Source organism: Noviherbaspirillum sp. Root189, from assembly GCF_001428545.1.
In the GTDB taxonomy this organism is placed as follows: Bacteria; Pseudomonadota; Gammaproteobacteria; order Burkholderiales; family Burkholderiaceae_D; genus Noviherbaspirillum.
This window is the reverse complement of sequence record NZ_LMHZ01000015.1, coordinates 23,864-44,521: the sequence shown is the minus strand read 5'-3', so window position 1 is coordinate 44,521 and position 20,658 is coordinate 23,864. Positions and strand designations below refer to the sequence as shown.

Annotated in this window: 19 protein-coding genes; 15 read left to right on the top strand and 4 right to left on the bottom strand. The window is 56.7% G+C overall.

Annotated elements, in window-relative coordinates; genetic code table 11:
- Window positions 1-37: 37 nt before the first annotated feature.
- Window positions 38-613, bottom strand: coding sequence for a helix-turn-helix domain-containing protein (locus tag ASE07_RS11410; protein ID WP_057290950.1), 576 nt, complete (start codon window positions 611-613; stop codon window positions 38-40).
- A gap of 168 nt (window positions 614-781) precedes the next feature.
- On the opposite strand from ASE07_RS11410, the gene kbl reads away from it, so the two are divergent.
- The 6 genes from kbl to moaE all read left to right on the top strand — a co-directional run bounded on the left by kbl (window position 782) and on the right by moaE (window position 6,679).
- The gene (gene kbl, locus ASE07_RS11405; protein WP_057290949.1) at window positions 782-1,990 is read left to right on the top strand and encodes a glycine C-acetyltransferase; all 1,209 of its coding nucleotides are present in this window, start codon (window positions 782-784) and stop codon (window positions 1,988-1,990) included.
- A gap of 12 nt (window positions 1,991-2,002) precedes the next feature.
- On the top strand, window positions 2,003-2,974 hold the full coding sequence (locus ASE07_RS11400; RefSeq protein ID WP_057290948.1) for an NAD-dependent epimerase/dehydratase family protein: 972 nt from the start codon (window positions 2,003-2,005) through the stop codon (window positions 2,972-2,974).
- A 96-nt stretch (window positions 2,975-3,070) separates the two neighbouring features.
- The gene (thrC, locus tag ASE07_RS11395) at window positions 3,071-4,531 is read left to right on the top strand and encodes a threonine synthase (protein WP_057290947.1); all 1,461 of its coding nucleotides are present in this window, start codon (window positions 3,071-3,073) and stop codon (window positions 4,529-4,531) included.
- A gap of 158 nt (window positions 4,532-4,689) precedes the next feature.
- Window positions 4,690-5,922 carry a molybdopterin molybdotransferase MoeA gene (locus ASE07_RS11390; protein WP_057290946.1) on the top strand — a complete coding sequence of 411 codons (1,233 nt, stop codon included), beginning with the start codon at window positions 4,690-4,692 and terminating at the stop codon, window positions 5,920-5,922.
- Between the two features lie 5 nt (window positions 5,923-5,927).
- Window positions 5,928-6,185, top strand: coding sequence for a molybdopterin converting factor subunit 1 (gene moaD / locus ASE07_RS11385; protein WP_057290945.1), 258 nt, complete (start codon window positions 5,928-5,930; stop codon window positions 6,183-6,185).
- A gap of 5 nt (window positions 6,186-6,190) precedes the next feature.
- Complete coding sequence (gene moaE, locus ASE07_RS11380) at window positions 6,191-6,679, top strand: molybdopterin synthase catalytic subunit MoaE (protein WP_057290944.1); 489 nt, start codon at window positions 6,191-6,193, stop codon at window positions 6,677-6,679.
- 146 nt (window positions 6,680-6,825) lie between these two features.
- Here the strand turns inward: moaE and ASE07_RS11375 are convergent, their stop codons facing one another.
- Complete coding sequence (locus ASE07_RS11375) at window positions 6,826-7,362, bottom strand: hypothetical protein (RefSeq protein ID WP_057290943.1); 537 nt, start codon at window positions 7,360-7,362, stop codon at window positions 6,826-6,828.
- A 104-nt stretch (window positions 7,363-7,466) separates the two neighbouring features.
- Between ASE07_RS11375 and clpB the strand changes: the two genes are divergently transcribed.
- Window positions 7,467-10,064, top strand: coding sequence for an ATP-dependent chaperone ClpB (gene clpB, locus ASE07_RS11370; RefSeq protein ID WP_057290942.1), 2,598 nt, complete (start codon window positions 7,467-7,469; stop codon window positions 10,062-10,064).
- A gap of 111 nt (window positions 10,065-10,175) precedes the next feature.
- Here the strand turns inward: clpB and ASE07_RS11365 are convergent, their stop codons facing one another.
- Window positions 10,176-10,967 carry an AraC family transcriptional regulator gene (locus ASE07_RS11365; protein WP_057290941.1) on the bottom strand — a complete coding sequence of 264 codons (792 nt, stop codon included), beginning with the start codon at window positions 10,965-10,967 and terminating at the stop codon, window positions 10,176-10,178.
- Between the two features lie 176 nt (window positions 10,968-11,143).
- On the opposite strand from ASE07_RS11365, the gene ASE07_RS11360 reads away from it, so the two are divergent.
- From ASE07_RS11360 to aceA, 3 genes are all read left to right on the top strand, one after another.
- Window positions 11,144-12,394 carry an MFS transporter gene (locus ASE07_RS11360; protein WP_057290940.1) on the top strand — a complete coding sequence of 417 codons (1,251 nt, stop codon included), beginning with the start codon at window positions 11,144-11,146 and terminating at the stop codon, window positions 12,392-12,394.
- Window positions 12,395-12,518: 124 nt separating this feature from the next.
- Window positions 12,519-13,013 (top strand): ribonuclease E activity regulator RraA, encoded by a 495-nt coding sequence (gene rraA / locus ASE07_RS11355; protein ID WP_057290939.1) that lies wholly within the window; start codon window positions 12,519-12,521, stop codon window positions 13,011-13,013.
- A gap of 529 nt (window positions 13,014-13,542) precedes the next feature.
- On the top strand, window positions 13,543-14,853 hold the full coding sequence (gene aceA / locus ASE07_RS11350; protein ID WP_057290938.1) for an isocitrate lyase: 1,311 nt from the start codon (window positions 13,543-13,545) through the stop codon (window positions 14,851-14,853).
- Window positions 14,854-15,005: 152 nt separating this feature from the next.
- Here aceA and ASE07_RS11345 read toward each other — a convergent pair whose 3' ends face one another.
- Entirely contained in the window at window positions 15,006-15,662 is a 657-nt protein-coding gene (locus ASE07_RS11345) for a cation transporter (protein ID WP_057290937.1), read from the bottom strand.
- A 79-nt stretch (window positions 15,663-15,741) separates the two neighbouring features.
- Between ASE07_RS11345 and cadR the strand changes: the two genes are divergently transcribed.
- The 5 genes from cadR (at window position 15,742) to ASE07_RS11320 (ending at window position 20,628) form a co-directional block, all read left to right on the top strand.
- Entirely contained in the window at window positions 15,742-16,179 is a 438-nt protein-coding gene (gene cadR, locus ASE07_RS11340) for a Cd(II)/Pb(II)-responsive transcriptional regulator (protein WP_057290936.1), read from the top strand.
- A 56-nt stretch (window positions 16,180-16,235) separates the two neighbouring features.
- The gene (locus ASE07_RS11335) at window positions 16,236-17,174 is read left to right on the top strand and encodes a 23S rRNA (adenine(2030)-N(6))-methyltransferase RlmJ (RefSeq protein ID WP_057290935.1); all 939 of its coding nucleotides are present in this window, start codon (window positions 16,236-16,238) and stop codon (window positions 17,172-17,174) included.
- Window positions 17,175-17,257: 83 nt separating this feature from the next.
- Window positions 17,258-18,556: an EAL and HDOD domain-containing protein gene (locus tag ASE07_RS11330; RefSeq protein WP_057290934.1), complete on the top strand. Its 1,299-nt coding sequence runs from the start codon at window positions 17,258-17,260 to the stop codon at window positions 18,554-18,556.
- Between the two features lie 27 nt (window positions 18,557-18,583).
- Window positions 18,584-19,135 carry a transcription elongation factor GreB gene (gene greB / locus ASE07_RS11325; RefSeq protein WP_057290933.1) on the top strand — a complete coding sequence of 184 codons (552 nt, stop codon included), beginning with the start codon at window positions 18,584-18,586 and terminating at the stop codon, window positions 19,133-19,135.
- A 149-nt stretch (window positions 19,136-19,284) separates the two neighbouring features.
- Entirely contained in the window at window positions 19,285-20,628 is a 1,344-nt protein-coding gene (locus ASE07_RS11320) for a DUF3422 family protein (protein ID WP_057290932.1), read from the top strand.
- Window positions 20,629-20,658 lie beyond the last annotated feature (30 nt).

The following is a 20,658-nucleotide window of genomic DNA, read 5'->3' as shown; positions in this document are numbered from 1 at the left end:
TGTCTTCGATCGATTACCGTATCGAATCGACATCTGCTCAGCGATGAATCACCACCAGCAAGGCCTTCACTTCCTCTGTGCCGGTATTGCGAATGGCATGCGGCTTGTCTGCCACGTAACGTGCGGTTCCTCCGGATTTCAGGCTTTTGACGACGCCATCGACTTCAAGCTCCAGTGTTCCATTCAGCAAAGTCAGGTGCTCGACCGTGCCCGGATCATGGGGATTCGACTTCAGTGCACCCTTGCTCGCCAGAGTCAGCTCATACCATTCAAATTTCCCGGCCAAATCCATGGGGCCCAGAATACGCAGCACATAACCGGAATGATGGCCGGGAAGCGTCGGCGTCTCGTGTGGTTCAAGAATATGGATCGCTTCCGATTCCCGGGTATTCGTAGCGAGTAATTCCTCAATGCCAATCCCAAGGGCATTGGCGAGCCGCCATGCGACGGCGATCGTCGGATTGGCCTTTTCTCGTTCAATCTGCGACAGCATGGATTTCGACACGCCGGCTGCGCGTGACAAGTCATCCAGTGTCAATCCACGCTTAAGTCGAATCTTTTGCAGGGTAGCGCCAACTTCAGGAGGCGCACCTGGGGCAACGATATTTTTCATTAACACTCTTGCATTGTCGAAGTGGCTTGGTTAATATCCACTATATTGAACTTTAGTTCGAGATAATGGATTTGGTGCATTTTAGTGAACTCAATCGTAGCAGACGGTCGGAAGCATAGATAGCAAAATGTTTCCTGCAACATTAAACGGCAAAACACGGAGGCTCGCATGTCCACTAGTGGTGCGAAAGAGAATTTTTATACAGGGTTGGCGGCTGGCCTGGAGAATTTGCGCGAGCAAGGTCTGTTTAAGCCGGAACGCGTCATTGCATCTCGGCAAGGTGCCGAAGTTGTCTGTGATGATGGTCGGCGGCTGATCAATCTGTGTGCCAACAATTACCTGGGCCTGTCCGGTGACGAAGCAATGGTTCGCGCGTCCGTTGAGGCAACCGAAAAATACGGTTACGGCTTGTCTTCGGTGCGTTTCATTTGCGGCACCCAAACCGTGCACAAGCAGCTTGAGCAAGCCATTTCCAACTTTCTCGGGACCGAAGACACCATCCTGTACGCAGCGGCCTTCGATGCCAACGGCGGCGTATTCGAACCCCTGTTCGACGAGAACGACGCCATTATTTCGGATGCGCTGAACCACGCGTCCATCATCGACGGCATACGGTTATGCAAGGCTGCACGGTATCGTTATCAGCATAACGACATGGCGGACCTGGAAAAGCAGCTGGTGGCGGCGGCGGACAAGCGGCATAAAATCATTGTGACCGACGGCGTGTTTTCGATGGACGGCACCATTGCCCAACTCGACAAGATCTGCGATCTCGCCGACCGCTACGGTGCACTGGTCATGATCGATGAATGCCATGCCTCCGGCTTCATGGGTAAAACCGGCCGCGGTACGCATGAGCACCATGGGGTCATGGGGCGCGTGGACATCATTACCGGCACGCTTGGCAAGGCTCTGGGCGGCGCAATGGGCGGGTTTACTGCGGGACGCAAGGAAGTCATCCAGACCTTGCGCCAGAAATCCCGCCCTTACTTGTTCTCGAATACGCTGGCGCCGTCGATTGCCGGCGCGTCGCTCGCAGTCCTCGCGCGGCTGTCGTCCTCCACCGAACTGTGCGACCGGCTGCATGAAAACACCGCTTACTTCCGCGCCGCCATTACGGAACTCGGCTTCACGATCAAACCGGGAACGCATCCCGTGGTCCCGGTGATGCTGTTCGACGCACCGCTGGCACAGAAATTTGCCCAGCGTCTTTATGACCTCGGCGTCCTTGTTACCGGTTTCTTTTATCCGGTTGTGCCAATGGGGCAAGCCCGCGTCCGGGTGCAGCTTTCCGCCGCCCATACGCGCGAACAACTCGACCGTGCACTGTCGGCATTCGGGCAGGCGGGACGTGAACTTGGCATTTTGAAGAACTGAAGGAGCAAGACAATGGAACGTATTCTCGTCATCGGCGCCAACGGCCAGATCGGCAGCGAACTCGTCGAGGCACTGTCGCTCCAGCATGGCGCTGACAATGTCATTGCCGCCGACATCGGACCGCGCAGTCTGTTCGGCGCGACCTGTTATGAAACCATCGATGTGCTGGATGCCGGCCGGATAGCCACCATCGTCGACACCTACGGCATTACCCAGCTCTACCAGCTCGCGGCATTACTCTCGGTGACGGGAGAACAGGCGCCTCTCAAGGCATGGACGCTGAACATGAACGGTCTGCTCAATGTGCTTGAACTCGCGCGTGAGCGTGGGGCAGCAGGCAAGCCGCTGAAAATCTTCTGGCCTTCATCGATCGCTGCTTTCGGTCCGCATACACCGGCCGTCGACACACCACAGTTGGCGGTAATGGATCCGACGACGATCTATGGCATCAGCAAGCAGGCCGGCGAACGGCTGTGCGAATACTATTTCACCAGGTTCGGGGTCGATGTCCGCAGCATCCGGTATCCAGGCATCATCAGCCACAAGTCACCACCCGGCGGCGGCACCACGGATTACGCGATTGCGATCTTTCATGCCGCCAAGCGGGGAGAGCGGTATACCTGCTTTCTGGGGCCGGAAACCACCTTGCCGATGATTTACATGCCCGATGCTATTCGGGCAACTATTCAGCTGATGGATGCACCGGGCGAACAAGTCCGTATCCGGTCCGCCTACAACGTTGCCGGGCTGAGCTTTAATCCGCGCGAACTGGCCGAAGAAATAGTCCGGCAGTTGCCTGGCTTCCGCATCCAGTATCAGCCTGACCACCGCCAGGCGATCGCGGACACATGGCCACATAGCCTGGATGACACCTATGCGCGCGCCGACTGGGGCTGGAAAGCCAGTATCGGTCTGCAGGAGCTCGTGCGCGACATGCTGGAGCATGTCCCCGCCGCACCGGAAAAGCTGCATCACGCTGCCTGAAATGCCGTCCGGAGGCGGCTGCCAGTTATAATGGGGAGTGAAGGACGCTGCGCCAGCGCGCAGCGGGCCACCCACTTACCAAACTATCAAGAGCTTATGCAATACGTCTCCACCCGAGGTCAGTCTCCGGCGCAATCTTTTTCACAAATCCTTCTTGGCGGTCTTGCACCCGACGGCGGTCTTTACCTGCCGGCTGAGTATCCGAAAGTCAGTGGCGCAGAGCTGGATGCGTGGCGCAAGCTGTCCTATGCGGACCTTGCTTTCGAGGTGCTGAAAAAGTTTGCCACCGACATCCCGGAAGCGGATTTGAAAGCGTTGGCGCACAAGACCTATACGGCAGACGTTTACCGTAACGTGCGCAAGGGCGAAGAACCCGGGCAAATCACACCGCTGTGCACGCTCGAAGAAAAGAACGGCACCAAACTTGTCCTGCAAGCCTTGTCGAACGGGCCGACACTGGCGTTCAAGGATATGGCCATGCAGTTGCTCGGCAATCTGTTCGAATACACGCTGGCCAGGCAGGATGCGGAACTCAATATCTTCGGTGCGACCTCGGGCGACACCGGCAGCGCTGCCGAATACGCGATGCGCGGCAAGAAAGGCATCCGTGTCTTCATGCTGTCCCCGCATAAAAAGATGAGCGCATTCCAGACCGCGCAGATGTTCAGCCTGCAGGATCCGAATATCTTCAATATCGCGGTTGAAGGTGTGTTCGACGACTGCCAGGATATGGTGAAAGCGGTCTCGAACGACCTGACTTTCAAGGCCCGCCAGAAGATCGGCACCGTCAATTCGATCAACTGGGCACGTGTTGTAGCGCAAGTGGTTTACTACATCCGCGGTTATCTCAGTGCGACCACCAGCAACGACCAGAAGGTTTCCTTTACTGTCCCATCAGGCAACTTCGGTAATATCTGTGCCGGCCATATCGCGCGCATGATGGGCGTGCCGATCGACAAGCTGGTGGCGGCGACCAATGAAAACGACGTGCTGGATGAGTTCTTCCGCACCGGGGTATATCGCGTGCGCAAGTCGTCGGAGACCTATCATACGACCAGCCCGAGCATGGATATCAGCAAGGCATCGAATTTTGAGCGCTTTGTCTACGATCTGCTGGATCGCGATGCGGACCGTGTCAGGGCCTTGTTCAAGAAAGTGGAGACCGAGGGCGGTTTCGATCTTTCAGGCAAGCCGGGTAGCGATGGCAACGAGTTCGAAAAAATTTCGCGCTACGGCTTCCTGTCCGGCAAATCGGTGCACAGTGACCGTGTAGCGACCATCCGTGATGTGCAGGAGAAATATGGCGTTACTATCGACACGCATACAGCGGACGGTGTCAAGGTGGCGCGCGAATATCTCTCGCCCGGTATACCGATGATTGTGCTCGAAACAGCATTGCCGGCAAAGTTCAATGAGACAATTCGTGAAGCGCTGGGCCGCGATGCCGAGCGTCCGGCGGGATTCGAAAATATCGAAGCCTTGCCGCAACGTTTTGATGTGATGCCGGCAAACGTCGAAAAAATGAAAGCCTACATCGCTGAACGAACCGGCCTTTGATTCGTACAATGATTGCGTAAACTTTATTTGTACAGGCTGAACGATTCAGCCAAAGGCAAACCGTAGCGGCGGCTCTGTAAAGCCGCCGCCATTTGTGATCGGCATACGGGCCGGCTTCGCGCGTGGCCCATCACACCACCCAGACTGCAAGTGCGCGCATGACCGAAAAGAAACCGATGCTGAGTGCCAATGAAGCGCTCGCAACCCTCCTCGCAGCAGCACGTCCGATTTCAGACGTCGAGACCTTGCCAACAATCGACGCTAACGGACGCGTTCTTGCTGCTGCACAAAGCTCGCAACTGAACGTCCCTCCGATGGACAATACGCAGATGGATGGCTATGCCGTCCGTGCCGTCGATTGCGCCAGCGGCAGCGTCACGCTGAAAGTGTCGCAACGCATTCCCGCAGGGCAGATCGGCCAGGCTTTGCAGCCAGGCACCGTCGCCCGTATCTTTACGGGCGCGATGATTCCTGAAGGAGCCGATGCCGTCGTGATGCAGGAGCAATGCGAAGCCATACCCAGCGGCGACATGGTGAGGGTCAACCACGCTCCGCAGCCCGGCGAATGGATACGGCGTACCGGTGAAGACATCGAGGCTGGTAGCGTCATTCTTCCTGCCGGCACCCGCCTGCGCGGGCAGGAACTCGGGCTGGCGGCTTCCGTGGGTCTCGCCAGCTTGCCGGTGATCCGCAAGCCACGTGTTGCCGTGTTCTTCACGGGCGATGAACTGGCGATGCCCGGTGAGCCGCTCAAGCCGGGGGCGATCTATAACTCCAACCGCTTCACCTTGCGCGGACTGCTGGAAAACCTGGGTTGCGACATCACTGACTATGGCATCGTTCCGGACTCGCTGGAGGCGACACGTCAGACCTTGCGGACTGCTGCGGCAGACCACGACCTGATCATTACCTCCGGTGGCGTTTCGGTGGGAGAGGAAGACCATATCAAGCCGGCGGTGGAAGCCGAAGGACGGCTCAATATGTGGCAGATCGCGATCAAGCCCGGAAAGCCCCTGGCTTTCGGCGAGGTCAACCGCATTGGCGGATCGACCGCGTTCTTCCTGGGCTTGCCGGGTAATCCAGTATCGAGCTTCGTCACCTTCCTGTTGTTTGTCCGGCCGTTCATTCTCCGCCTGCAAGGCGTGACCAATGTAAGTCCACGGGCTGTTCCCCTGCGCGCCGATTTTTCCTGGCCCAAGGCGGACCGTCGCAATGAATTTCTTCGTGCACGCATGAACGCCAATGGCGGCCTCGATCTATTCCCGAATCAAAGCTCCGCCGTGCTAACCTCGACAGTGTGGGGCGATGGACTGATCGATAATCCGCCGGGGCAAACCATCGCCAGCGGTGATACAGTGCAGTTCATTCCATTCAGCGAATTGCTTTATTGACGACCATGCAGATTGAACTTCGTTTTTTCGCCAGCGTGCGTGAAGCCGTCGGCACAGGCAAGGAAACACTACGCGTGCCGGACGAGGTGCAGACCGTCGGGCAGGTCCGGTCGTTCCTGCAGCAACGCGGCGGGGTATGGGCAGAAACCCTGGCGGAGGGACGTGCACTGCGGATGGCCTTCAACCAGCAGATGACCGGTGCCGATACACCCATCAGCGAGGGCGGCGAAGTCGCATTTTTCCCGCCAGTCACAGGAGGGTGAATAGCATGGCAGTGCGCATCCAGACCGAGGATTTCGACCTTTCCCGCGAAGTTGCGGCTTTACGTGCCGGGCAGGCGCAGGTCGGGGCTGTCGTCTCTTTCGTTGGAACCGTGCGTGACATCAATGACGGTGCCGGTGTCAGCGAAATGGAACTCGAACACTATCCGGGCATGACCGAAAAAGCCCTGGAAGACATCGTGGACCAGGCCAAAACGCGCTGGACTATTATCGATGCGCTCGTGATACACCGCGTCGGACCACTGAAGCCCCTAGACCAGATCGTGTTGGTTGCGGTAACTTCCGCCCATCGCGGCGAAGCATTTTCCGCCTGCGAATTCATCATGGATTACCTCAAAACCGAGGCGCCGTTCTGGAAGAAGGAACAGACGCCGGATGGGGCACGCTGGGTTGATGCCCGTGTCACCGACGACCGTGCCCTGGCAAAGTGGGGTATTGCGTCTGGTAATGCCGCCGAACCGGAGCGTCCGGCGTAGTTTGCCTCCTGGAACGCTTCTTATCTTCGGTCGAAAGCGGTCTTCTTCCAGGCGTCAAACCTTCCACCTGTAGCCTTGCAGGCCGAAAACACGCTGCGTATTCCTTCTCCGACTGTTTTCCGGAGAAGTATCGCCTTCACTGGTTGCTAGTTAAACACCCGTTTACCGGGATTTTCAAGCATCACTCCTGGCATTTCCAGTTCCAGGTCCCATTCGGCTAGTCGAACGGCATCCTTTAGCAAGGAGCAAAAGCCGTGCAGTACGATCAACGTGAACGCGAGTTCGAAACCGTGGCCATCCGCTGGGGTCATATTGATCCTGACGGGTTGGTCCGGAAACTGGGCAAAGTTGATTGACGTAATCAGTAATGGGTGTTGGCCTAGCGGGAAGTCCTGGATTTCAGCTTCGTAGGGGTTGTTGAAACTGCCGCTGTCGCGAATCTGGTCGACCGATGCCTGGTGCTCCATACCGATAATGTCGGCACTCGCATGAGCGGCTTGCGGTTTGTCCAGTCTGACCTGCGTTTCAAGCGCCTGAAGGATGGCCGGCCACAAGACCTTGGTCAGCCTGCGCGTCAGCCAGGCGCGCAATTCATGCAGGCCGTCGTCCGACTTGAACGAAGCCCGAAACAGAAGCCGGTCTTCTTCGGCCTGATAACTTACCTGAATTTGATGTAGATCCATTGCAACCCGACCCTGCCTGAGCGAGGATCAAGCATCCTTTCTTGAAATGTGGTTACTCGCCCTTATGTTGTTGGCAGATTGATTTTTTTCTGGAGAACATTCTTATGCGTCTCGATAAACTGACAACAAAATTGCAGGAGGCTCTTTCCGATGCCCAAAGCCAGGCGGTCGGGAATGATAACCAATACATTGAGCCGGTGCATATCCTGAATGCCCTGATCAACCAGGACGATGGTGGCGCACGCTCCCTGCTGCAGCGTTCCGGGGTGAATGTCAGCGGCCTGTCCGCGTCCCTCAAGACGGCGCTGGAACGCCTGCCGAAGGTTTCCGGCCACGGCGGTGAAGTACAGATCGGCCGTGAATCCGTTGCATTGCTGAATCTCGCTGACAAGGAAGCGCAAAAGCGTGGCGACCAATTCATCGCCAGCGAAATGGTTCTGCTGGCGCTGACGGAAGACAAATCCGATGCTGGCAGGCTGGCGCGCGAAAGCGGACTGACCCGCAAGTCGCTCGAAGCGGCCATCACTGCTGTGCGTGGCGGCGGTAACGTCAATTCTGCCGATGCCGAAGGCCAGCGTGAAGCGCTGAAAAAATACACGCTGGACCTGACCGAACGTGCACGTGCCGGCAAGCTCGACCCGGTGATCGGACGTGACGATGAAATCCGTCGCGCGATCCAGGTATTGCAACGTCGCACGAAGAATAATCCCGTGCTGATCGGTGAGCCCGGTGTCGGTAAGACCGCCATCGTCGAAGGGCTTGCGCAGCGTATCGTCAATGGCGAAGTGCCTGACAGCCTGAAGTCCAAGCGTGTGTTGTCGCTCGATATGGCAGCGCTGCTGGCCGGTGCAAAGTATCGTGGTGAGTTCGAGGAAAGGCTGAAAGCCGTCCTCAAGGAAATCGCCCAGGATGAAGGCCAGACCATCGTCTTCATCGACGAGATCCACACCATGGTCGGCGCGGGCAAGGCCGAAGGCGCGATGGATGCCGGCAACATGCTCAAGCCTGCGCTTGCACGCGGTGAATTGCATTGCGTCGGTGCCACGACCCTGGACGAGTACCGCAAGTACATCGAAAAGGATGCTGCGCTCGAACGTCGTTTCCAGAAAATCATGGTCGATGAACCGAGCGTCGAAGCGACCATTGCGATTCTGCGCGGCCTGCAGGAAAAGTATGAGGTGCACCATGGCGTCGACATCACTGACCCGGCTATCGTGGCCGCGGCCGAGCTGTCGCATCGCTATATCACCGATCGCTTCCTGCCTGACAAGGCGATCGACCTGATCGACGAAGCCGCTTCGAAGATCAAGATCGAAATCGACTCCAAGCCGGAAGTCATGGACAAGCTCGACCGCCGCCTGATCCAGCTGAAGATCGAGCGCGAAGCCGTTCGTAAGGAAATGGACGAAGCTTCGCAGAAGCGTCTCGGCCTGATCGAGGAAGAGATCCAGAAGCTGGAGCGTGAATACGCCGACCTCGATGAAATCTGGAAGGCTGAAAAATCCGCCGTCCAGGGCAGCCAGCAGATCAAGGAAGAAATCGAGAAGGTCCGTCTGCAGATGGAAGAAGCCAAGCGCAAGGGCGACTGGCAGAAGATGTCCGAGCTGCAGTACGGCAAGCTGCCGCAACTGGAAGCCCAGCTGAAGCAGGCTGATACCGGCGAGCAGGAAAAGACGGAGCGCAAGTTGTTGCGCACTCAGGTCGGTGCGGAAGAAATCGCCGAAGTCGTCTCGCGGGCAACCGGTATCCCGGTCTCGAAGATGATGCAGGGCGAGCGCGACAAGCTGCTGCATATGGAAGATGAACTGCATAAGCGCGTGGTCGGCCAGCATGAAGCGATTGTTGCTGTGTCCGATGCGATCCGCCGTTCGCGTGCCGGCCTGTCGGATCCTGACCGTCCGTATGGTTCGTTCATGTTCCTTGGCCCGACAGGGGTCGGCAAGACCGAATTGTGCAAGGCGCTGGCGTCCTTCCTCTTCGATACCGAAGACGCCATGATTCGTATCGATATGAGTGAGTTCATGGAGAAGCATTCGGTGGCACGACTGATCGGGGCGCCTCCGGGTTATGTCGGCTATGAAGAGGGTGGCTATCTGACCGAGGCCGTACGTCGCAAGCCGTACAGCGTGATCCTGCTCGACGAAATCGAGAAGGCGCATTCGGATGTGTTCAACGTCCTGCTGCAAGTGCTCGACGATGGCCGCATGACGGATGGGCAGGGGCGTACGGTGGACTTCAAGAACACCGTCATCGTGATGACATCGAACCTGGGCTCGCACAAAATCCAGGCGATGGAAGACAGCGATCCGGCCGTGGTGAAGCTGGCGGTGATGGCGGAAGTGAAGAATCATTTCCGTCCCGAGTTCGTGAATCGTATTGATGAATTGGTCGTGTTCCATGCACTCGATGCCAAGAACATCGGCGCGATCGCACGTATCCAGCTCAAGGTGCTCGAGCAGCGACTGGCGAAGATGGATATCCATATGGAAGTTTCCGACGCGGCGTTGCAGAAGATTGCCGAGGCGGGTTTCGATCCTGTATATGGTGCTCGTCCATTGAAGCGCGCGATCCAGCAGGAAATCGAGAATCCGTTATCGAAGCTGATCCTCCAGGGACGCTTCGGCCCGAAGGATACGATCACCGTTTCGGTAAAAGGCAGCGAACTCGCTTTCGAGAAAAAGGAAGAAGCGGTCGCTGTATAGGGAAGTTGATTGGCTTCACGGCCAGTGCAAGCAAAAGCCCGGCAACAGATCTTCTGTTGCCGGGCTTTTCATTTTGTTCAGTTGACGCTTCAAGGCGTCGTCACAGTCATGCTACGCGCCATTGCGCGCAAAGAACACGCTTGGCGACTGTCCGAAAGTCTTCCTGAACATCGCCGAAAATGCCGACTGACTCGCGTACCCCAGTTCGTCCGCAACCTGAGACAGCGGCATGCCACGCGCAATCAGCGGCGCCGCATGAGCCAGCCTGACTTGCTGGCGCCACTGGGTGAAACCCATGCCAAGTTCGCGTTCGAACAGGCGCGCCAGCGTACGGCTTGATGCTCCCACTTTCCCGGCCCAGTCCTCCAGGGATAACGACGATGCGGGTTCCCCTATCAGTGCTTCGCACAGGGCTTTCAATCGTTTATCTTCCGGGAGTGCGACCCGTATTGGTTGCGTTGCCAGGCGCGGCATTTCGTCCAGCATCAACGCTGACAACATCGCCTCGCGCGAGCTTTCGGCATCGGCCTGCGCAAGAGCCACGACCAGTTCGCGCAGCAGTGTGGAGACTTCAAGGACCTCGCATTCCCCGCCACTGAATGGTGCCGCTTCCGCAAACACATACAAGGCCCGTAAGCGAGCCTTCTCCAGCGTCGCGACTTCATGCACCAGCTTCGGTGGTATCCAGATTGCTCGTTGCGGCGGCACGATCCAGGTGCTGTTGGGGACGGTTACCCGTACGACCCCGTCGAGCGCATAGGTAAGTTGTCCCCAGGCATGAGAATGCGCCGCCAGCAATTCCGATGCATCGAGATCACGCGCCACCATGCGCACGGGTCGGCTCGCTGTCGGCGTCACGCCGGATAGATGCAGCCTTGTATGCTTGATCGCCTGGATAGCCATGATGATAAGAGGACCTCAAAATAAACTGTCGGAATTGCGACAAATCTTGTCCATTTATCTTAAAACAGACGAGACAATCCTGCATAAACTATTTTCAGGATTTTTAAATATCAACACCAATATCGATCCGGCCCCGCCGCGATTCCAATTTTCGATTTCGAGACTGAGATAACGTCATGAATGCTTCCGCCGCCACACCCACCTTGCGTCAGGATGCGCAGGTCATCAGCCTGGAAGGGCTCGCACATGGCGTGTCACATTTCTTTCACCTGATCCTTGCGCCTTTATTCCCGTGGTTAAAGGAGGCGTTTGGCCTGTCATATGCCGAACTCGGTTTTCTGATGACGGTGTTCTTTGTCGTATCCGGAGTAGGGCAAGCGGCGTCAGGTTTTGTGGTAGATCGGATCGGAGCCCGCAATGTCTTGTTCTTCGGTCTCGGCTGTCTCGGAATCTCGGCGCTGGTGTTGGCAGTCGCTCCCAGCTATCTCTTTCTGCTGCTTGGCTCCATGCTGGCAGGTCTTGGTAACAGCGTGTTTCACCCGGCATGCTTCACCTTGCTGAACAAGCGCGTCTCCCCGGCACGCCTTGGGCATGCGTTTTCGGTACATGGCATTTGCGGCAACCTGGGATGGGCGGCGGCGCCGGTGTTCCTGGCGCCATTGGCGGCAGGGTTCGGATGGCGCTTCGCTCTTGCTGCAGCGGCTTGCATTCCGCTGGCCGTGCTCGCTTTGCTTCTCGTGTACCGCAACATCCTCGATACTGCCGATGGCCGTGAGGCGGTAACAACCACGCATAAAAACGAGGCTCTCAAAACAGGCCGCGCGCTGGATTTTATGCGGGTACCTGCGGTGTGGATGTGCTTTCTCTTTTTCTTCATTACCGCGATGGCCCTTGGCGGTGTGCAGAGTTTTTCTTCCACGGGTTTGCACGAACTGTATGGCATGTCGCTGGCCACTGCGACTGTCGGCTACACGGCGTACATGCTGGCCTCCGCTGCCGGCATGCTGTGGGGCGGCTTTCTCGCGGCGAAGACCACCCGCCATGAGCGCACCATTGCCATGGGCTTTACAGCTTCCGGCATCTTCGCAATGACCATTGCCAGCGGCGCGGTACCGCCGCTCATGGCGGTGTTGCTGATGGGCGGAGTAGGATTGGGAGCTGGCATCGCCGGTCCATCGCGCGACCTGCTGATTCGTGCTGCCGCACCAAAGAATGCGACGGGCCGTGTGTACGGCGTCGTCTATTCCGGTCTCGATATCGGGCTTGCGCTCGCGCCGCTGATGTTCGGTGCCGTGATGGATGGTTCACATCCTGCGTGGGTATTCGTTGGTATCGGTTTGTTCCAATGGCTCGCATTGCTGACGGCGTTCAGGGTCGGGAGTAACACGGAAAGCAAAAGGGCGGCCGCGCAGGCGAGCACCGTCTGAAAATGCGAACGTAAATGCGCTGTATTTGATGTTTGCAAAGGCCGGCCCAAGTGCTGGCCTTTTTGCTTGCGGTCCTCGCTTACAATCCGGGGTGCTCAATTTACTTTTACCCGAAGGAGAGACGATGACTTTTGCAACATGTGATATCTGCGATGCCAACGAGGACAAGCTGGCCAACGGGACGCTGGCGGCATTGCCGCCCGTGTTCCAGAAATTCGGCATGCAGCTGACATTTTCGGGACAGGCAACCACGCTGAAAGTATTTGAAGACAACGTGCTGGTTCGTTCAACCCTTGAGACGCCGGGCAACGGCAACGTGCTCGTGGTCGATGGCGGTGGCAGCTTGCGCTGCGCACTGGTTGGTGGAAACCTGGGTGTACTCGCCGAGAAAAATGGCTGGGCCGGCATCATCGTCAACGGTTGCATCCGCGATTCAGAGGAAATCAATGCCTGCGATATCGGCGTACGTGCACTGGCGACCCATCCTCAGCGCAGCGTCCGTAAGGGCGTCGGCGACCGTGACCTTCGCGTTACGATTGCCGGAGTCGCGATCGAACCGGGAGACTGGATTTATGCCGATGCAGACGGCGTACTGGTTTCAAAGCAAAAGCTTGATTGAGACTCGGATCAACACCTGGATTGATATTCAACCGCCGGCACTTAATGTGACTGCCGGCGACGTATATCGGGAACATGCGGATGTGTGTGCGTCAGGGGTCGGTGCAAAGGGGGTATGGATATGCGGCTCCCTGCCATCGCAGGGAAGTCATGCTCACGCCGAATAAAACGGCGGCAAGTAACGCAGGTTCATTGTCTTGAATGACTTATAGAACTAGTTGTGGCGTGGAGCCGTAGCTTGAGTCCGAGTGCCCGCCGACGCGAAATGCATGCCAGCGTCCCGGTTTTTCATGATTCGGAATCCGCGTTTTGTATTGTGAAAAGGCACGGTGCGCGGCATCATTCCGGTTTTTCATTTTGAGAAAAAATGTTTCATATCGCGAAATGAAAATAGCAAGTCTTTGATTTTTATCTAAAAAATTTTAGTTATATGTCTTATATAAGACCTTGTTGCCCCGCAAAAAAGAGCCTATTATTCACCCATCGAGTTTTCTTTTCTACTTACCCCGCACCACATCAGGAGAACAACCATGGCAACTCGCGAACAGCAAATTCAAGCATTGGAAAAAGACTGGGCTGAAAACCCGCGCTGGAAAGGCGTCACGCGTAACTACACCGCTGAAGACGTCGTCCGCCTCCGTGGTTCGCAGCACATTGAGCATACGCTGGCAAAAGCCGGTGCTGAAAAGCTGTGGGCAAAAATTAACGGCGGTGCAAAGAAGGGCTATGTGAACGCGTTCGGCGCAATCACTGCAGGCCAGGCAATGCAGCAGGCAAAGGCCGGCCTCGAAGCCGTGTATCTGTCCGGCTGGCAGGTCGCCGCTGACGGTAACACCTCCGAAACCATGTACCCCGACCAGTCGCTGTACGCATACGACTCGGTTCCGACCATGGTTCGCCGCATCAACAACACATTCAAGCGCGCTGACGAGATCCAGTGGTCCCGTGGTATCAACCCGGGCGACGAAAACTTCGTCGACTTCTTCCTGCCTATCGTTGCTGATGCTGAAGCCGGTTTCGGCGGCGTGCTGAACGCCTTCGAACTGATGAAGAACATGATTTCCTCCGGCGCTGCAGGCGTTCACTTCGAAGACCAGCTGGCAGCTGTGAAGAAGTGCGGCCACATGGGCGGCAAGGTTCTGGTTCCAACTCAAGAAGCTGTCGAGAAGCTGACTGCCGCACGTTTCGCTGCTGACGTCATGGGTGTGCCGACCATCGTTCTGGCACGTACCGATGCAGAAGCTGCCAATCTGATCACTTCGGATCACGATGCAAACGACAAGCCTTTCCTGACTGGCGAGCGCACTAACGAAGGCTTCTATCGTGTCAAGAACGGTCTTGAGCAGGCGATCAGCCGTGGCGTTGCCTACGCTCCTTTCGCTGACCTCGTATGGTGCGAAACCGGTACGCCGGACCTGGGCTTTGCACGTGAATTCGCGCAGGCTGTGCACGCCAAGTGCCCGGGCAAGCTGTTGTCGTACAACTGCTCGCCGTCCTTCAACTGGAAGAAGAACCTCGACGACAAGTCGATCGCCGAATTCCAGGACAAGCTGTCGGCACTGGGCTACAAGTACCAGTTCATCACACTGGCTGGCATCCACATCAACTGGTTCAACACCTTCCAGTTCGCGCACGCATACGCTCGTGGCGAAGGCATGAAGCACTACGTCAATATGGTGCAGGAGCCGGAATTCGCAGCACGCGAAAAGGGTTACACCTTCGTGTCGCACCAGCAGGAAGTTGGCGCTGGTTACTTCGACGAAGTGACCACAGTGATCCAGGGCGGTTCGTCTTCCGTCAAGGCACTGACCGGTTCGACCGAAGAAGAGCAGTTCCACTGATTTGCTGAGGCTTCGTTCGGTAGCTTTCGAAGACTGAAGCCTCAACACCAGGTTTGCAAGGATGTAAAAAAGCCACACCCCAGGGTGTGGCTTTTTGCTTTATTCAGTTTTAACTGTCACTGTAACCGGCACATACGACTCCGGCATCTGTCTCAGTGTGAATGACCATGCTGGTGTTGAGCCACCTTAACAGCGTTGCTGCCTAATTCTTCACGTGCGTGACGCATCACAGAAATCGCGGCACTTAATGCCAGTGTGCCCATCAAGGCCGCAACAATCCAATCAGGCCAGCCGCTTTGCGTGCCGAACACACCTGCCGCCGCAAGCATCACCGCCAGATTGCCAATTGCGTCGTTGCGCGTGCAAAGCCAGACCGAGCGCATATTGGCATCGCCTGAACGGTACGCATACAACAACCCCGCTACCGAGAGATTCGCAACAAGCGCCATGGCGCCGATAATGCCCATGGTCGCGGGTTCAGGTACTGTACCGGTTGAAATGCTCCACGCGGTCTTGCCGAGCACGAATACACCGAATGCGCCCATGCATGATGCTTTGAATAGGGCAGCGCGGGAGCGCCAGTGCACTGCCATACCCAGGACCAGCAGCGAGATGCCATAGTTTGCGGCATCACCGAAGAAGTCGACTGCATCGGCGAGCAGCGAGGTCGAGCCGGAACGGGTTCCGCCAACAAGCTCGACGGCGAACATGCCCGCATTCACGATAAGCGCTATCCAAAGCGCTCGGCGATACCGCGGATTGGCCGCAGCGGCAGGTTCGCAGGCATGGGCGCAGCATTGGTCTGACATGAGTTAGCTCCTTCAACAAGATTTGCCTATTAAAGACCCTGTAGCTACTATAGGGTCAAGGCCTGATCTGGAGAAAAGCATGAAAATCGGTGAATTGGCGAAACATTCCGGTTGCGAAGTGGAAACGATTCGCTATTACGAACGGGAAGGGCTGTTGCCTACACCACCCCGCAGTGGAGGCAATTACCGGCAATACAGTGAACAGGACGCCGAACGTTTATTGTTTATCCGTCATTGCCGTTCACTGGGCATGTCGCTGGACGATGTGCGTACCTTGCAGCAATTTCAGGCTGAACCGGAAAGGGCTTGTGATGAAATTGACGCATTGCTTGATCGGCACATCCAGCAAACGGCCTCGCAGATTGCCTCACTGGAACGCTTGCAAAAGCAGCTACAAAGCTTGCGAAGTGCTTGTCATACGCATATGAGCGCACAGCAATGCGGGATTCTGCAGAACCTGCAAAGCGCCGCCGCAAGCAGCGATTGCGTCTGTCATCACGAAGATTCCGAAGCTTGATGACAGGGTACTGATAAAATGTGCACCCTTTCCAATCCTCACCGCCGGACTTTCCCATGCTGAGTTACCGCCACGCCTTTCATGCGGGCAATCATGCCGATGTGCTTAAGCACGTTGTGCTCATCCAATTGCTCCGCTATCTCGGCCAGAAAGATACGCCCTATATGTACATCGATACCCATGCGGGAGCAGGGGTGTATGCGCTGGATACCGGCTATGCGGCAAAAAATGTCGAATACGAAACGGGCATCAGCCGTCTGTGGGACCGCAAGGACTTGCCTGAACCACTTGCCGAGTACGTGAAGCTCATCAAAGGCATGAATCCTAGCGGCAAAATGTGCTATTACCCGGGGTCGCCGTACTGCGCTGAACAGATTGCGCGCGAACAGGATCGTTTGCGTCTGTTTGAGCTGCACCCAAGCGACGGCAAGATTCTCGAAGAGAATTTTCGCAAGCTTGAGGCGCATGCCGCAGCACAGGGACAACGCACTACCGTGCGCGGCAAACGGGTAATGATTCAAAAGAGCGATGGCTTCCTCGGGCTCAAGTCACTCTTGCCGCCGCCATCACGTCGCGGCCTCGTCCTGATCGACCCGCCTTATGAAAACAAGGACGACTACCGTCGGGTGAAGGACACGCTGAACGATGCACTGGTGCGCTTTGCAACCGGAACCTATGCGGTCTGGTATCCAGTGCTTCAAAGGATGGAGTCACGGCAGATGCCGGACAAGCTCAAGCGGCTTCCCAGCAATGGCTGGCTCAATGTGACCTTGTCGGTCAGCGCTCCGACGCCGGATGGTTTTGGCCTGCACAGTAGCGGCATGTTCGTACTCAATCCACCGTGGACCCTGGAGCCCATGCTGCGTGAACTGATGCCTTTCCTGGTAAAGGCCCTGGCCCGAGACGAGGGCGCAACGTTTACTCTGGAAAGCGGTATGCCGACGGCGGTACATACCGGCACACGCAGGACTGGCGACAAAAACTCGCAGGTCTGATGTTTGGCCTGATGTTTGCATAGGCTCGTCCCGATAAAGGTGGCCGGTTGGCCGCCGGAAAATCTAACAATGGATGAGCCTGTATGTCAAACGTGGCAAGCGCTGTTTCCCATGATATTACCCGTCAATCCCTGCCAATCCGCGACTTCTTTCTCGGTCGTCAGCCGATCCTGAATCGCGACCATCAATTGGTCGCTTACGAACTCCTGTTTCGTGATGCCGACACAGAGTCGGCAAATATTACCGGTGACATCGCGGCGACGGCCTCCGTAATCGCCCACGCCGTTCAGTTGGGCCTTGCCAATGTCATCGGCAACCACGTCGGCTTCATCAATGTCGATGCCGATCTTCTGTCAGGCGATGTGGTGAATTTCCTGCCGAGACAGAAGGTGATACTGGAAATCCTGGAAACTGTAGAGCCAACCGAAGACCTGATCGCGCGCGTGACCGAGCTCGCCGACGCCGGGTTCCGTTTTGCGCTGGATGACGTCGTTGCCTGTTCCGATGCGGTGCAAAAACTATTGCCTCTGGTCGAGGTAATCAAGGTCGAGATTACCAGCGTGAATGTGGAACGGCTGACCGAACTCGTGCGCCGCTTCAAGATGAGCGGGAAGACTCTGCTTGCTGAAAAAGTCGAAACCCAGGAACAGTTTGCACTCTGCATGGAGCTGGGGTTTGATTATTTCCAAGGCTACTATTTCGCTCGTCCAACCGTGCTTACAGGCAAGAAGCTTAGGCCGTCGCAAGTCGCCGTAATGCAGCTGCTGGCAAAATTTACCGGCGATATGGACGATGCGGAGCTTGAAGCCATCATCCGCCAGGATCCATCGCTTGCGCTGAGCCTTCTGCGCATAGTTAATGCGCCACTGTCCGGTGTGGAGCGGCCCATCGAGACGCTGACCGACGCCTTGTCGGTGTTTGGCCGCAGGCAGTTCTACCGCTGGTTGCAAATCCTGCTGTGCGCGGAAAGCGGCCAGTCTCCGGCGCGGGCGACCGTTCTGTTGTCGCTGGCATCGACCCGCGGAAAACTCATGGAATTGATGGCTGCGAAGGTGGACCCCGAAGATCACATTGTTGCCGGCACAGCTTATACGGTAGGGGTGCTTTCCTTGATGGATACCTTGTTCGCGGTGCCGATGGAAAAGCTGGTGGAGCAACTTTCATTATCAGGACCGGTACGTGATGCCTTGCTGTCGCGCATCGGACGACTCGGCGAGATGCTGAAGCTGACGGAGTGCCTGGAACGAGTCCGGGAAACCGGCCCGGTCCCGACACGACTTCTGGAAGACCTCCAGTTGTCGGCGGATGATCTTTACCAGTTGCAACTTCAGTCTATCGAATGGAGCGAGCACGTCAACACAAGCGAGGAATTCGAAAACTAGTCGGCGACAAGGCTACAATATGGTCGTATGAACAAGGCATTCGTTAAAGAATCGGACGACGAGGACGACCTCGATGCGGCCACGCCCGCAATACCGGCGGGTACCAAGAACTACATGACCCCGGACGGACACCGGCGCATGAAGGAAGAACTGCTTCGCTTGATCGACGTGGACAGGCCGGAGGTCGTACGTATCGTTTCCTGGGCGGCATCCAATGGCGATCGCTCGGAGAACGGCGATTACATCTATGGAAAGCGGCGCTTGCGCGAAATAGACAGGCGGATCCGTTTTCTGACCAAGCGTCTGGACTTGGCCGAAGTTGTCGATCCCACTGTGCATCATGGCAGCGATCAGATCTACTTTGGCGCGACGGTTACCTACGAAAACCAGGCGGGCGTCGAACACACGGTGACCATCGTCGGCATCGACGAACTGGACCCTCTTAACGGCAAGATCAGCTGGATATCTCCCGTCGCCCGCGCGCTGACAAAGGCAAGAGAAGGCGATTCGGTCACGCTGATGACCCCGGCCGGCCCGGACGAGTTGACCATCTTGTCGGTCAGTTACCCTTCACCCTGATATTTATTTTTCATACCGTGTCAGTGACGTTCATCTAAGAACTATGCAGAACGGCGCGATATCTCCCTAATTCGGTACAACCCCCACGACATTCCCGATACAAAATTTTCATTCAACCAATAATTCTCGATAAGAACATTCGCTAACCGATGACCATTTTGTTTTCAAGCCTTAACCATGTAGCGCGTGTTCCGTTGGCGGCCGAGATTCATTCCCGGCCATTTTTGCGTCTTGAAGCGCCGGAAGTGTTGTCGCATATCGCCGTCTACGAGCGCGAGTCGATGAATTCCGGTTCTCGCAATGGCGTGACGCAGCACGATCTGCTGACAGCGCTATGCGGGCACTTCGGTGTCAGTGCCCCCACTTCGGAGGCGAAGTATTTCTTTCATGACTTTGGCCGATTCCGCGTGAAATGGGAGTGTCACACTGAGTTTGCGACCTATACCTTCGCCGAGCGTCACGATGATGCGTCATCGCCGGCGGTGGAATTCCAGCGTGTGCCGCTCAGGCATGTGCCGCAACAATGGCTGGCAGCTTTGCAGGGTAAGGTCATGGTGGCAGCCCATGTGGTGCTGGACAAGACGCGTGGACCTTCCGATGCCTTTGCCGCCAGTTTGCGGCAGGTCTTTGAAGGGAACATGATGGTTGGCAGCCACGTGCTTCAAGGCGGAGAAATCTGGACGGATTTCCTGATCCAGGCGGACGGCTTCAGCCGTTTCGTGGTGCGGGATGTCGGCTTGCATGAGCAGCAGGCCGGCAGACTTGTGCAACGCCTGCTCGAAATTGAGACATACCGGATGATGGCGCTTCTCGGATTGCCGCATGCCCAACAGGCGACACCGGTCCTCAATGCCATCGAAGGCGAACTTGCGAGTTTGACGGCCGCCATGGTCGAGACCGAACGCAGCAACGGCAGCAGGCTGTCGGATACGGATAACGAACAGGAACTGCTGAGCCACATCACGGGACTGGCGGCGCGCATCGAGAAGCTTTCGCTCGATAACAGCTACCGTTTTTCCGCGTCGCAGGCCTACTTTAGTCTGGTCAATGCGCGTATTGAAGAACTCAGGGAGATCCGCATCGAAGGCAGTCCTACAATCGATGAATTCATGGACCGGCGCTTGACGCCGGCGATGAATACCTGCCAGGCGATCGCGCGCCGGCAAGAGGCGCTTGCAGAGCGCATCGCCCATACCAATGACCTGCTGCGCACACGCGTCGGTATCGTACAAGAGCGCCAGAATCGCCAGATACTGCAATCAATGAATACGCGGGCCGCTCAACAGCTTCGTTTGCAGCAAGCGGTGGAAGGCTTGTCTGTAGTCGCCATTTCTTACTACACGGTTGGCCTGCTGAGTTATGCCGGCAAGGCGGCCAAGGCTGCCGGGCTGCCAGTGAACCCCGACGTAGCGACCGGCATCTTGGTGCCGCTCGTTGCAGCGGGCGTATGGCTCGGGTTAAGGCGTATGCATAAAAGCATACATACAGGTTGAGCGGAAGGAATCAGTGATCAGCCCCTGGGC

What these genes read in the sequence shown, in the direction of transcription:
- ASE07_RS11410 (WP_057290950.1), bottom strand. Translation starts at nt 613, where the DNA reads ATGAAAAATATCGTTGCCCCAGGTGCGCCTCCTGAAGTTGGCGCTACC.
- kbl (WP_057290949.1), top strand. Translation starts at nt 782, where the DNA reads ATGTCCACTAGTGGTGCGAAAGAGAATTTTTATACAGGGTTGGCGGCT.
- ASE07_RS11400 (WP_057290948.1), top strand. Translation starts at nt 2,003, where the DNA reads ATGGAACGTATTCTCGTCATCGGCGCCAACGGCCAGATCGGCAGCGAA.
- thrC (WP_057290947.1), top strand. Translation starts at nt 3,071, where the DNA reads ATGCAATACGTCTCCACCCGAGGTCAGTCTCCGGCGCAATCTTTTTCA.
- ASE07_RS11390 (WP_057290946.1), top strand. Translation starts at nt 4,690, where the DNA reads ATGACCGAAAAGAAACCGATGCTGAGTGCCAATGAAGCGCTCGCAACC.
- moaD (WP_057290945.1), top strand. Translation starts at nt 5,928, where the DNA reads ATGCAGATTGAACTTCGTTTTTTCGCCAGCGTGCGTGAAGCCGTCGGC.
- moaE (WP_057290944.1), top strand. Translation starts at nt 6,191, where the DNA reads ATGGCAGTGCGCATCCAGACCGAGGATTTCGACCTTTCCCGCGAAGTT.
- ASE07_RS11375 (WP_057290943.1), bottom strand. Translation starts at nt 7,362, where the DNA reads ATGGATCTACATCAAATTCAGGTAAGTTATCAGGCCGAAGAAGACCGG.
- clpB (WP_057290942.1), top strand. Translation starts at nt 7,467, where the DNA reads ATGCGTCTCGATAAACTGACAACAAAATTGCAGGAGGCTCTTTCCGAT.
- ASE07_RS11365 (WP_057290941.1), bottom strand. Translation starts at nt 10,967, where the DNA reads ATGGCTATCCAGGCGATCAAGCATACAAGGCTGCATCTATCCGGCGTG.
- ASE07_RS11360 (WP_057290940.1), top strand. Translation starts at nt 11,144, where the DNA reads ATGAATGCTTCCGCCGCCACACCCACCTTGCGTCAGGATGCGCAGGTC.
- rraA (WP_057290939.1), top strand. Translation starts at nt 12,519, where the DNA reads ATGACTTTTGCAACATGTGATATCTGCGATGCCAACGAGGACAAGCTG.
- aceA (WP_057290938.1), top strand. Translation starts at nt 13,543, where the DNA reads ATGGCAACTCGCGAACAGCAAATTCAAGCATTGGAAAAAGACTGGGCT.
- ASE07_RS11345 (WP_057290937.1), bottom strand. Translation starts at nt 15,662, where the DNA reads ATGTCAGACCAATGCTGCGCCCATGCCTGCGAACCTGCCGCTGCGGCC.
- cadR (WP_057290936.1), top strand. Translation starts at nt 15,742, where the DNA reads ATGAAAATCGGTGAATTGGCGAAACATTCCGGTTGCGAAGTGGAAACG.
- ASE07_RS11335 (WP_057290935.1), top strand. Translation starts at nt 16,236, where the DNA reads ATGCTGAGTTACCGCCACGCCTTTCATGCGGGCAATCATGCCGATGTG.
- ASE07_RS11330 (WP_057290934.1), top strand. Translation starts at nt 17,258, where the DNA reads ATGTCAAACGTGGCAAGCGCTGTTTCCCATGATATTACCCGTCAATCC.
- greB (WP_057290933.1), top strand. Translation starts at nt 18,584, where the DNA reads ATGAACAAGGCATTCGTTAAAGAATCGGACGACGAGGACGACCTCGAT.
- ASE07_RS11320 (WP_057290932.1), top strand. Translation starts at nt 19,285, where the DNA reads ATGACCATTTTGTTTTCAAGCCTTAACCATGTAGCGCGTGTTCCGTTG.